Below are 12351 nucleotides of genomic sequence, written 5' to 3' on the forward strand. Positions count from 1 at the left end.
ATAACTGTGTTCTCGAAAAACAAAATCAGATTTTTGACCAAAGCATGAATAATTTATTCAAAAGAGATTATTAAACAATGCCCTGAGCTTTCATAGCCTCTGCAACCTTAAGGAATCCGGCAATGTTTGCTCCTGCCACATAGTCGCCTTCCTTGCCATACTTCTTGGCTGCTTCAGAAATGCTCTTGTAGATATTAACCATGATTCCCTGGAGCTTATTATCGACTTCTTCGAATGTCCATGAAAGTCTCTCACTATTCTGGCTCATTTCAAGAGCTGAAGTTGCAACACCACCGGCATTTGAAGCCTTACCACAGATAAAGAGTACACCGTTATCCTGAAGATACTTTGTTGCCTCGATTGTTGATGGCATGTTAGCACCTTCACATACAGCAACTACTCCATTTGCAACAAGTGCCTTTGCATCGTCAAGGTCAAGCTCGTTCTGTGTAGCGCAAGGAAGTGCAACATCACACTTAACATTCCATACGCCATGCTCGCCGTTCTTCTTCTCGTGATATTCAGCTGATTTTCTAGCAGCAGCATACTCTGAAAGACGTGCTCTCTTAACTTCCTTAACTTCCTTAAGAAGTGCAACATCAATTCCTTCAGGATCATAAATCCAACCTGTTGAATCTGAACATGTAACAACCTTGGCACCGAGCTGCTGTGCTTTCTCAATAGCGTAGATAGCAACATTACCTGCACCTGATACAACAACTGTCTTACCTGCAAGGTCATTGTTGTGATCCTTTAAAAGCTCCTGTGTAATATATACAAGTCCATATCCTGTAGCCTGTGTACGGGCAAGTGAACCACCATATGTAAGTCCCTTACCTGTAAGAACGCCTTCGTATACGTCCTTGATTCTCTTATACTGACCATATAAGAATCCAATCTCACGTCCGCCTACTCCGATATCTCCGGCAGGAACGTCAGTATCTGCACCGATATGTCTGTGAAGCTCTGTCATAAAGCTCTGGCAGAATGCCATAACTTCTCTGTCTGACTTGCCCTTAGGATCAAAGTCAGAACCACCCTTACCACCACCAATAGGAAGGCTTGTAAGTGAGTTTTTGAAAATCTGTTCAAAGCCAAGGAACTTGATAATTCCAAGATTTACTGAAGGATGGAAACGAAGACCTCCCTTGTATGGTCCGATTGCTGAATTAAACTGAACACGGAAACCGTTGTTTACCTGAACCTGTCCCTTATCATCTACCCACGGAACTCTGAAAAGAATCTGTCTCTCAGGAGTTACCAGTCTCTCTAACAGAGCATCCTTACGATATTCTTCCTCATTAGCTTCAATAACAACACGGAGTGATTCAAGTACCTCCTTAACTGCCTGATGGAATTCCGGCTGAGCTGGGTTCTTTTCTACAACATAGTTGTAGATCTCATCAACGTATGACATTTTCATTCTCCTTCCTGTGCCTTGGCACATAGCAAATACATTAGTATAATATGATTTCGCTTTGGAAATCTTTGCGCACCTTGCGGAATAATTTTTATTGAACATTTTATAAAAATATTCAATAAAAGGGCGTAAGAAACCAACGGTCTCCACGCCCCATTGCGCAAACATCATCACATGTATACGATTATACATTTTAGTAATTTAAAGTGCAATAGCAAATTTTATTTTTTATTTTTATTCACTTTCATTATCTGAACTTTCTTCAGATTGTTCCTGCGAATCTTCCGATGAATCCGAAGATTCGGATTCATCATTAGATTCGTCCGTAGATTCAGATTCTTCGCTTTCTCCCACACTATCACCTTCACTGTTGGAATCTTCAGAGGATTCGTCAGTTTCCTCTGAATTATTTTCGCTTTCTTCCTCGGTGTTCTCTTCGTTACTTTCCTCAGTACTTTCTTCGGTGCTCTCGTCAGTACTCTCTTCCGTATTTTCCTCTGACTCTTCTTCCTCAGTTTTTTCTTTTACTATCCATCTGTAGAAAAATGCGTGGTTTCCTATCATCTCGTATTCAGCAATGCCATAATAATCTGCCCAATACTGCGTCATAAAAAAGAGATAATCACCAACACGGGCTCCGTCCAATACCTCCTGAGCTGCTCTGATACATGTGGAATTAGGACCGTTTGAAATGATAAGTTCAACCTTACCTGAGCGATATGATGCAAACTGCATGTTTTGAGTTATAACTCCTACAACAGTATTGGGAAAAGCAGAGCTTTTAACTCTATTCATAATAACAGAACCAACCGCAAGTTTACCGGTATAGGATTCGCCATCAGCTTCAGCCTGTATTGTAGCAGCAAGCCAGGTAAGTTCATCTGCACTTGCAGCGTAAGATCCGGAAGTATCTTCCTTTGTAATTGCAAGTCGTTCAGCAATCTGTTTAGCCAAAGCTGCCTGCGCCGCTGCAGTCTTTGCTTCCAGAGCTTTCATTTTGGTATCCAGTTCAGTAAGCTGTTTATCGTAATCAGCAAGCTTGCTTTTTTCAGAAGAAAGACTGTTTTTGGTACTGCTGAGCTGTCCCCTGACGGTATCTGTCAAATCAGCAAGTTCATCGTGTTTCTCATCCAGTTCACCCTGATACTTATCAAGTTCTGCCTCTTTTTCTTCTACTACAGCTTTCTTGCTTTCTATATCAGCCTGCAATTCTTTGTACTCAACAATTTTCTTTTGATCATATTCTATGATCGCATTCAAATATTCAAATTTGGTCAGGAACTCCTGAATAGTACCGGAAACTAATAGAATCTGAAGAAGGCCCGCACCCGAGCCTTTTTCATAAGTAGACTTTAATCTCTTTTTTAGAAGTTCATATCTTTCCTGCTCTTCAGCCTTAGCCTGCTGAAGTTCTGAATTAAGCTTAACTATTTCCGAAGAAACTTCGGCCATCGCTTCTTCAGCTTCTGATATTTCCTCATTAAGAGAATCAAGCTTGTTGGAATAGCCATTGATGGTACTCTGCAAGACACTACTTTGACTTTCCAGATTAGATACGTTGCTCTGAGTCTGTGCCTTTTGTCCTTGAAGCGTACTGATAGCATCCTGAGTCTCTTTAGTTTGTTTTTCAAGGTCAGATATCTCTGCCTGAGTCTGTGCTTCCTGTTCCTGCATTGCAGCAATAGTTTCATCATACTCATCAGCAAAGCTGGTAAACGGCATACTTCCCACTATGATTGCTACAAGCAAAATACCCAACAAAAACTTTCCGCGCATAAACTCCTCGTTTTACTCTTTGTCCTCTATAGCCCCCATATTTTCTTCTGCCGTTATTTCAGAAGCTCCCTCACCGGCTTCTGTATCACTAACTGTTTCTTGCAAACTGTCTTTTTCGTTTTCTTCCCTGCATTCCAAAGCCTCAGGTTCGGAACTATCCGAACTTATAACCTGTTCCTGCAAAGCGCTGTCTTTCTCAATAGGGAAATTTATACCATTGGTCTTTCGTATGAAATCCATCATATTGAGAATCTTTAAAGTTTCTGAGTGAGGCATTTCAGGACATTCAAGCCACTTTTCATTTAGTGCTCTTACGCACGCCTCAACTTCATACTCGTAACCTGTCTTCTGCTTTGGTCTCTTATAATAGGCAACTTTTTTATGATTAGAATCGTAGACAGTAATTCCCTCAAAATTATTTATATTATCTACAACGATATATCCTTTGCTTCCGTAGATAACACCGCTTCTGTCGCTGACAGAAAGAGCTGAAGCATTCAATACTGCCATTTTCCCATCTCTGTATCTCAAGGTAATGCTATCATGAAGATCCATACCAAAATTATTAAATGAACACATGGAAACAATATCAGTCACATCATCTCCAAAGACCATAGACGCAAAGTTAAGCACATAAACGCCAAGGTCAAGGAGTGCGCCTCCTCCAAGTTCAGGCTTGGCAATTCTCTCTTTTGCAGCAATGTTATATCCAAGGTTGGCAGTCAGCATTGTGGGCTCGCCTATTACACCCGAGGCAAGAATCTCCATAAGCTTATTTCTCATTGGCATGAATCTTACCCACATGGCCTCTACTACCAAAAGATTTTTTTCTTCAGCAAGCTTAAAAATATTTTTGGCCTGCTCTTCATTAAGCATAAAAGCCTTTTCACACAGTACATGCTTGCCGTTTAAAAGAGCAAGCTTAACATTTTCAAAATGCTCAGAATGAGGCGTCGCTACATATACAAGGTCAACCTTAGGATCAGCTACAAGACTTTCATATGAACCGAAATGTCTTTTTATGCCATATCTTGATGCAAATTCCCTGGCTTTGTTCTCAGTTCTGGATCCAACCGCATAACAAGTCACACCCTTTGTATTTTTAAGGGTTTGTGCCATAACTCCGGCAATCTTACCTGTTCCCATAATAGCAACTCTAGTGCGTCCAAACATATGGTATGCCTCCTTTTTGCTAGCAATCATTCAAGGAATTCTGACTTAACGTATCCCGTACTTCCATTATACTCTACTTTTGCCCAACCATTTGAATATTGTTCCACCACATTAACAGCAGAGCCTGAATAAATCATTTCAAGTATCTCTGAATCAGTACTCTGAGACTTACGAAGTCTTACAGAATCATTGACCGTCATTTTCCCGGTCTTAGCAGAAGTATCTTTATCAGCAGTAGAAGTCTCGTCAGCATCAGCCAGGCTTTCAGTCTCCTCATTATCGGTATCGGCTTCTACAGTTTCCTCACTTATAACCTCAAAAAATTCAGTTTTCACGTAGGCGACTCCGCCATCATATTCAATTTTACTCCAGCCGTTTGCAAGTGCTTCAAGCTGTTTAAATTCCTGTCCTTTAGTAGTTTTACCGAGTATATCTGCAGTTTCACTATCGGATTTTCTTATGTTAATAACATCAGTTGCTTTAATTGTACGAACTATAGCTGTTTCAGTCTCACTTTCTTCTGTAGAAGCAGCCTCAGAGCTCTCTGCATTTGAATCTGTTTCTGATGCATCCTCAGAGGTTTCAGATGCACTGGCCTCTGATGAAGCAAGTGCCTCACCTACAGAAACCTGTAGTCCTGACCTCATCTTAGTGAGGAGCTCTGCAAGAGTCTCATCTGAATTAACCATTTCGTTATAGCTTGAAGCAACCTTATTATTAAGGTCAATAACATCAGCCTGAACATTTACATTCTTGATATACTCAATTTCATTGGCATCAGCGATATCTCCGTTGATATAAAGATTACCGTCATCGTCAGAGCAGATATACATTGTCTCAAGTCCGGGAATAGCCTTATCATAATCATAAAGCTTAACTTCATTGTACACATAAGCGATGTAGCTTCCTGTAAGAGGTCCCGGTTTTGTATAAACTACAATATTTTCAAAATCCTCGATATATTCTGCTGCAGCAACAGCTTTCAGAGCTTCAGTCTCATCAAGTCCCTTATAAATTGACTTAATGGTCTCAGAATCACCTTCTGCCATAGCTGTATAGTATGTGTCAACCAGTGCATTAACTTCAGGATAAGCATTTTCTTCCATAGTTACATCCTGAATCTCATAAGTCGCAGCTGCATCCGAATCAGATGATGCCTGCGCCAGCTCGGTAGCCCTGTGATTGGCGCTCAAAGCTATTGCAACAGTAATCACAACTGCAACAATCAAAATAACCGGCATCAATATTTTTTTATTGTCCCCTAATATGGCAAATATATCTTTTTTTTCTTTTCTCCAAGAATTTAAATCATTTTTTTTCTTCATTATAAAAACCTCTGGATTTATATTAATCCCCACTATATCTAAAATGATGCACCCGACTGGACTCGAACCAGCAACAAAGGCGTCGGAGGCCTACGTTTTATCCATTAGACTACGGGTGCATAAACACTCGAATATAATATCATATGCGCACCCTAAAGTCCAATTTATATAGCTATTTCTTCCTGTAATATTCCAATCTTATCTGTCTCTTTGTCATAATAATAGACATTATCACTTAATATCTCACCCTCTTCAACAACCGAAGAATTGACCTCTTTTACCATTTGATATATGGCCCCGGCTTCAATCTTCACCCTGTCGTAGGGAAGGACTATTACCTCATGCACAGATGAAGGGATTATCACAATACTGCTTTCAAGTTTCTTTGAAATTGTCTCAATAACTTTTGGGTAAAGAAAAACTCCTGCCCCATTATGTTTGGCACTATTGGTAAGAACAAACATATCAGGAAACGGATTCATGAGCATGGCATCACTTTGCTTTACAAGATACTCTGAAATATTGGAAAATGAGTACGGCGAGATCTTTGGTGCATTCTCAAACACATTTTCCCAAAGCTCATTTTCGCTAACTTCCCAAACTTTCAGATGATCACTTTTTATAGTGATACTTCCATCCCCAAGCTTTTCATTGTGTATCAGGCAAACAGGCACCAGTGCCAAATCCGCAAACCTCTTACATGGTATATCTTCAAGATATTTCTGATTTTTATAATAGTTTATGACCTTAAATGACAGGAGCGCTGCAACCTTTGAAAAATCTTCAAAAAAAGTCATATCTACACCTTTTCCCGGTGCATTCTGTTTATATATATCAACTATTTCATTCACAATGCTCATAAGCACCTTGCCATCTTTATACTGATCATAAAGATGGTCAATATAGATTGTGGGAGCCACGTTTTCCTCTTTTTTCTTAATAATAAGAGCATGATTAACTATTCCGTTATTTTTGGTTACTTCTCTATACTCTACATTCACCTTTTCTCCCAATACATCACTGACTTCCTCTGACATGATTTTTCCAAATTCCAATATATTCATTTAATTTCCTCTCCATTTGTTTTGATAAAAAAGTAAAAAAATAAGACAATAGCTATTGTCAACTATTGTCTTACATTCGTTTCTATAAAATTATGATCCAAATGAATCAGATACGGTTATATACAGATTAAACTCTTGAAAGGTACTCACCTGTTCTGGTATCAATCTTGATAACATCTCCTTCGTTAACAAAGAGAGGAACATAAACTGTAGCACCAGTCTCAACTGTAGCAGGCTTTGTAGCACCTGTTGCTGTGTCGCCCTTAAATCCAGGCTCTGTCTCAGAGATAGCAAGTTCTACGAACATTGGAGGCTCAACTGCGAACACGCTTCCATTGTAAGAATTGATCTTGCATACTTCATTCTCTTTAACGAACTTAAGAGAATCTCCAACCTGCTCTGATGTGAGGCCGATCTGCTCATAAGTCTCTGAATCCATGAAGTTATAGATATCGCCATCCTGATAGAGATACTGCATATCTTTTCTGTCGATACGAGCTGCAGGGAACTTCTCAGTAGGACGGAATGTTGTCTCTTTAACACCGCCATTGATGATATCCTTAAGCTTTGTTCTAACGAAAGCAGCGCCCTTACCAGGCTTAACATGCTGGAATTCAATAATCTGACATACGTTACCATCGATCTCGATGGTCATACCATTTCTGAAATCACTTGCAGAAATCATAAAAAATCCTCCTAAAAAACGTCACTATCTGCTTTTAAGAAAGTAACAATATAAATTTTTACATCAAACAACTAGTATAGTTTAAACTATAACCCTATTTTTTTCAACTGTTTTTTATAATGAAGTCAATCAACAGCAAATAGTTTTTTATATGAAGGCCTGTCACAATATATCTATATGTTCTCCGGCAAGAGCTTTGTTCATACTTCTGACTGCACAGAACTTACCGCACATTGAGCAGGTATCATCAAATTCAGGGGCTCTGTCAGTTCTTATTGCTTTAGCCGTTTCCGGATCGATGGCACATTCCCACTGCTTATCCCAGTCAAAATTTTTCCTGGCATCTGCCATTTCATTGTCTATATCCATGGCATGAGGAATCTTTTTGGCTATATCTGCCGCATGCGCAGCAATTTTCGATGCGATAATTCCCTGTTTAACGTCATCAACATTAGGAAGAGCAAGGTGTTCTGCCGGTGTTACATAGCATAAAAATGCCGCCCCTGCTGCCCCGGCGATGGCACCGCCGATTGCCGAAGTAATATGATCATATCCCGGTGCAATATCGGTTACCAGAGGGCCAAGTACATAAAATGGTGCGCCCATGCATATTGTCTGCTGCATTTTCATATTGGCCTCAATCTGATCCATCGGAACGTGCCCCGGTCCTTCTACCATTACCTGCACGTCTTTTTCCCAGGCTCTCTTAGTAAGTTCTCCAAGCCTTACAAGTTCCTCTATCTGACAGACATCACTTGCATCGGCAAGGCAGCCCGGTCTGCAAGCATCTCCAAGAGATATTGTCACATCATATTCTCTACATATTTCCAATATCTCATCGAAGTATTCGTAGAAAGGATTCTCCTGCCCTGTCATGCTCATCCATGCAAATACAAGAGAGCCGCCTCTTGAAACAATATTCATTTTTCTCTTGTGCTTTTTAATCTGATCAATGGTTTTTCTTGTTATCCCACAATGAAGAGTTACAAAATCAACTCCATCCTCAGCGTGAAGCCTTATAACATCGATAAAATCCTTAGCTGTCAGTTCCGATAAATCTCTTTGATAGTGAATAACACTATCATAAACAGGAACTGTTCCGAGCATAACAGGACATTCTTCAACAAGCTTTTTTCTAAAGGGCTGTGTGTTTCCGTGGGAAGACAGATCCATAATGGCATCAGCACCCATGTTTACAGCCGCCATCACTTTTTCCATCTCAACATCATAATCCTTGCAGTCCCTTGAAACCCCAAGATTCACGTTAATCTTGGTCTTTAACATTGAGCCTACTCCCTTTGGTTTTAAACATTTATGATTTTTATTGGCACAAATTGCCACCTGACCTTTTGCCACAAGTTCCCTTATTTCCTCAGCCGTTCTGTATTCATCATGGGCAACCGCCTCCATTTGAGGGGTTATGATTCCCTTTCTTGCAGCATCCATCTGAGTTGTATAATTCGTCATATTTTATCTCCTTACAGTTTTATTCATTACTTTCAAATTCACGCTTCGTGCTTTACATTTGCACAAGCCTGCAAAACATTATGCAAAAGAGGTCCTCTTCCTTTTCCGAGCTTTAATCCCGCAGCTATACAGCTTTCGATATAGTTCTTTGCCTTTTTTACAGACATTTTCATATCCATATTACCTGCCAGATTACAGGCTATTGCACTTGAAAGCGTACACCCGGTGCCATGGGTATTTGGATTGTCGATTCTTTTTCCGTCATACCATACGATTTGGCCTTTGGTGCTGTTATCGCCTGCCTTATCCGGAATAAAGCACAGGCAATCCGCACACAGCCTATTCTCATCAAAAGAGCTGTGTCCGCCCTTTAAAAGAACGCTGCAGCCATATTCATCAGCCAAAAAGAGGGCTGTTTCCTCCATATCACTTTTAGAGTTTATTTTCCTTCCGCTTAATATCTCCGCTTCGGGGATATTGGGGGTTATGAGACTGCACAGGCAAAAGAGCTTTTTTTTCATAAACATAATTTCATCTTTTTTGGAAAACTTAGTTCCTGATGTTGAACTCAAAACAGGGTCCAAAACAACATAAGAAGGTTTGTATTTTTTTAATGCATCAGCCACAACGCTCATGACTTCTATATCCGGAAGCATTCCTATTTTTACAGCATCGGGAAAAATATCCTCAAAAACCGCCTCCATCTGTTTTTGGACAAAATCACCATCCACAGCCCTTACCCCCATTACTCCGGTAGTGTTTTGAGCAGTCAGGGCCGTTATGACGCTCATTCCATATACTCCATGGGCTTCCATTGTCTTTAGATCTGCCTGAATACCGGCTCCACCGGAGCAGTCACTCCCGGCAATCGCAAGTACTGTCTTTATCTCTTTTGATCCACCGTTCATAACAACTACTCCGTTTTCAGAACCGTATAAGCTTCAAACAATTCTTTTGCCGCCATATATGGATTTTCTGACTTCATAATGGCTGAAACCACGCATATACCGGATATTGGAGCATCTTTAAGGACACTTATGTTATCTTTATTAAGACCTCCTATGGCATTTACCGGAATCGGGACGTTTCTGCAGATTTCTTTTAACGTATCAACAGAAGTTATAACTGTCTTAACATGGGTTGTTGTGGGATATATGGCTCCAACTCCCAGATAGTCTGCACCATTTTCGTATGCTGTGGCTGCCTGCTTAAGAGTTTTGGTGGTGGCACCTATTATCTTCCCGTCTCCGAGTATTTTTCTGGCAATATCTACCTGCATATCACTCTGTCCAAGGTGCACGCCTTCCGCATCAACAGCCATTGCCACATCAACTCTGTCATCAATAATAAGCGGCACATCATATCTTTTGGCTATTTTATGCACCTTGTCAGCAAGAGATATATACTCTCTTGTACTTTTTTCTTTTTCTCTTATCTGAAGCATGGTCACACCACCCCTTAGGGCATCCTCGACCTTTTTTAAAAAAACTTCTTCAGTCATATCTGTACTGTCTGTGACCAGATACAGCTTCATTTGACTTTTTTTCAGTCTTGTCATTTATATATTCCTTTTCTTTATGTACTGCTGATATTTTGCTTTTTTATTTCTCCGCATTTAAAAACTTATCTTTTCTGATTTAATCTGCCTGTCAACATAGTCACCACTTAAAAGAGATATGGCATCCAAAAGCTTTATCAGAAAACTTCCGCTTCCTATCTTTTTTTCACGTAGTCCTGTTGTTTCAGCTATAGCTTCTTTATATCCAATGTTTTCATTTTCAGGATAGCTTTTGTATGCATACTCTCCGGCAATTCCAAAAAATCCGCAGGCTCTTACAACCTGCCCGATATCTTGCTTTTTGGAAAGAAAACTTGCGCATATGGCTCCGAGCATACATCCTGTTCCGGTTATGTTTCCCATCTGCTCTACTCCGTTTGAAACAAGAAAAGTTTCTTTACCATCGGTGACAATGTCTTTTTCACCACTGCACAGAACTGTTACATTTAGGTTTGCGGCCAGCTTTTCACATATTTGGGCAATATCTTTTATTTTTATTTCTTCATCTGCATCGACACCTTTGCCTTTGTATGTGTCATCAAAAAGTGCTTTTATTTCTGCATTGTTTCCTTTGACAACCATAAAACTCTCGAAATTACCAATATCGCCAACGGATTCTTTTCTTATTTTCAAAAGCTCACCGACAAAATCCCTCCGAAGCCTTGAACACGCAACTCCCACAGCATCAAGTACTATCGGGATTTTTTTTGACAGTGCTGCTTGGAGAGATATCTTCATAGACTCCATCCTTGAATCAGAGATGTTTCCCAGATTCAAAAGAAGAGCTGAAGAATCATTGGTTATTTCTTTTACCTCCAAGGGATGCTCTGCCATTATGGGCTTATCGCCGAGAGCCAAAACCGCATTGGCACACTGCATCATCGATATCGGATTTGTAATACAATGAATGAGATTTGCCATTATGCCGCCTTTTCGTTTGAATTAGTATCTTTTAAGCTATTCTGGATTTTAGAAAGGACACCTGCTGCCTCTAATCTGTTAAGCAGTACAAACGCGATGCTTCCGCCTATCAGAGTTCCGCAGATAAAAGATGGCACATAGAAAAACCATGTAAGTCCCTGTTTGCCCCAGATATATGTCATTACCGGATATGAAACGATTGCTCCAATGATTCCGGTTCCAATGATTTCTCCAAGAACTGCAGCAATGATCCTGCCTTTGGATAATTTGTATAAAATACCAGAAAGGGCTGCTCCAAAAACAGCTCCTGTCAGTGCCAGGGGAGGAATTCCCATTATCATCATTCTTATGACACCAATTAAAACAGCGCACAAAAATGCATAGGCCGGTCCCATAAATACTGCGCAGGTGATGTTAATAAGATGAGCCATGGGGCACATTCCCTCAACCCTTAAGATAGGTGATATCACAACCCCAAGTGCCACAAACATGGCCAGCATCACCATCCTGATTAAATAGTTACTTTTTTTCATAGTCTTCTCCTATTCCCAGACGGCTTGCATACGACTCTGCTCCCTGAAGGTTTTGCGTGTAAAGCAGAAGCGGAAGTAACCTTGTTTGGTTGCTTCCGCTAAAATCTCCTATTATCAGGCATCCCTACGTTGGCATTATCCAAATCAGGTTCTCGGTCGAAGGTCGCACCTTCCTCTCAGCCTGTAATACAAGCTCCCGTCTGTTAAATTTTCCTTTCTTTTTATACACCAATTCATTATCCGGCGCAAGGGATATTTTGTCCTTTATTTATCTTTTGGCTGGTCAGAGTTACAGTTCAGACCCTAGCTTGACGCACAACCCTAACGATTAAAAATCACATATTAAAATTGTCTCAAACCCAGAAAAAATCTTGCTTTTTCTGGGTTTTTCTATTGCATTTTACATCGTTATGGTATATAATATAAACG

Annotated in this window: 11 protein-coding genes, 1 tRNA gene and 1 riboswitch; all 12 genes read right to left on the minus strand. The window is 40.2% G+C overall.

All coding sequences use genetic code 11. The features are described 5' to 3' along the window. Positions 1-70: 70 nt before the first annotated feature. The 12 genes from gdhA to thiW all read right to left on the minus strand — a co-directional run bounded on the left by gdhA (position 71) and on the right by thiW (position 11922). Positions 71-1417, minus strand: a complete 1347-nt coding sequence (gene gdhA, locus J6O61_RS13340; RefSeq protein ID WP_292214196.1) for an NADP-specific glutamate dehydrogenase — start codon at positions 1415-1417, stop codon at positions 71-73. Between the two features lie 237 nt (positions 1418-1654). Then, the gene (locus J6O61_RS13345; protein WP_292214199.1) at positions 1655-3196 is read right to left on the minus strand and encodes a cell wall hydrolase; all 1542 of its coding nucleotides are present in this window, start codon (positions 3194-3196) and stop codon (positions 1655-1657) included. A gap of 12 nt (positions 3197-3208) precedes the next feature. Continuing rightward, complete coding sequence (locus J6O61_RS13350; protein ID WP_292214201.1) at positions 3209-4369, minus strand: Gfo/Idh/MocA family protein; 1161 nt, start codon at positions 4367-4369, stop codon at positions 3209-3211. 26 nt (positions 4370-4395) lie between these two features. Continuing rightward, positions 4396-5694, minus strand: a complete 1299-nt coding sequence (locus J6O61_RS13355; RefSeq protein ID WP_292214206.1) for an SH3 domain-containing protein — start codon at positions 5692-5694, stop codon at positions 4396-4398. Between the two features lie 47 nt (positions 5695-5741). After that, positions 5742-5813, minus strand: a tRNA-Arg gene (locus J6O61_RS13360). A 45-nt stretch (positions 5814-5858) separates the two neighbouring features. Further along, positions 5859-6758 (minus strand): DUF5688 family protein, encoded by a 900-nt coding sequence (locus J6O61_RS13365; RefSeq protein WP_292214209.1) that lies wholly within the window; start codon positions 6756-6758, stop codon positions 5859-5861. Positions 6759-6885: 127 nt separating this feature from the next. Beyond that, positions 6886-7443: an elongation factor P gene (gene efp, locus J6O61_RS13370; protein WP_292214211.1), complete on the minus strand. Its 558-nt coding sequence runs from the start codon at positions 7441-7443 to the stop codon at positions 6886-6888. Between the two features lie 162 nt (positions 7444-7605). Continuing rightward, positions 7606-8910 carry a phosphomethylpyrimidine synthase ThiC gene (thiC, locus tag J6O61_RS13375; protein WP_292214214.1) on the minus strand — a complete coding sequence of 435 codons (1305 nt, stop codon included), beginning with the start codon at positions 8908-8910 and terminating at the stop codon, positions 7606-7608. Between the two features lie 38 nt (positions 8911-8948). Continuing rightward, positions 8949-9797 carry a bifunctional hydroxymethylpyrimidine kinase/phosphomethylpyrimidine kinase gene (gene thiD / locus J6O61_RS13380; RefSeq protein WP_334299807.1) on the minus strand — a complete coding sequence of 283 codons (849 nt, stop codon included), beginning with the start codon at positions 9795-9797 and terminating at the stop codon, positions 8949-8951. Positions 9798-9823: 26 nt separating this feature from the next. Continuing rightward, positions 9824-10468, minus strand: coding sequence for a thiamine phosphate synthase (thiE, locus tag J6O61_RS13385; RefSeq protein ID WP_292214220.1), 645 nt, complete (start codon positions 10466-10468; stop codon positions 9824-9826). Positions 10469-10525: 57 nt separating this feature from the next. Then, positions 10526-11389: a hydroxyethylthiazole kinase gene (locus tag J6O61_RS13390; RefSeq protein ID WP_292214222.1), complete on the minus strand. Its 864-nt coding sequence runs from the start codon at positions 11387-11389 to the stop codon at positions 10526-10528. Then, on the minus strand, positions 11389-11922 hold the full coding sequence (thiW, locus tag J6O61_RS13395; protein ID WP_292214225.1) for an energy coupling factor transporter S component ThiW: 534 nt from the start codon (positions 11920-11922) through the stop codon (positions 11389-11391). The genes J6O61_RS13390 and thiW overlap by 1 nt, the downstream gene beginning before the upstream one ends. A 103-nt stretch (positions 11923-12025) precedes the next feature. After that, positions 12026-12130: riboswitch (TPP riboswitch) on the minus strand. Between the last annotated feature and the right edge of the window lie 221 nt (positions 12131-12351).

This window comes from Butyrivibrio sp. (assembly GCF_017635265.1).
Taxonomy (GTDB): Bacteria; Bacillota; Clostridia; order Lachnospirales; family Lachnospiraceae; genus Butyrivibrio.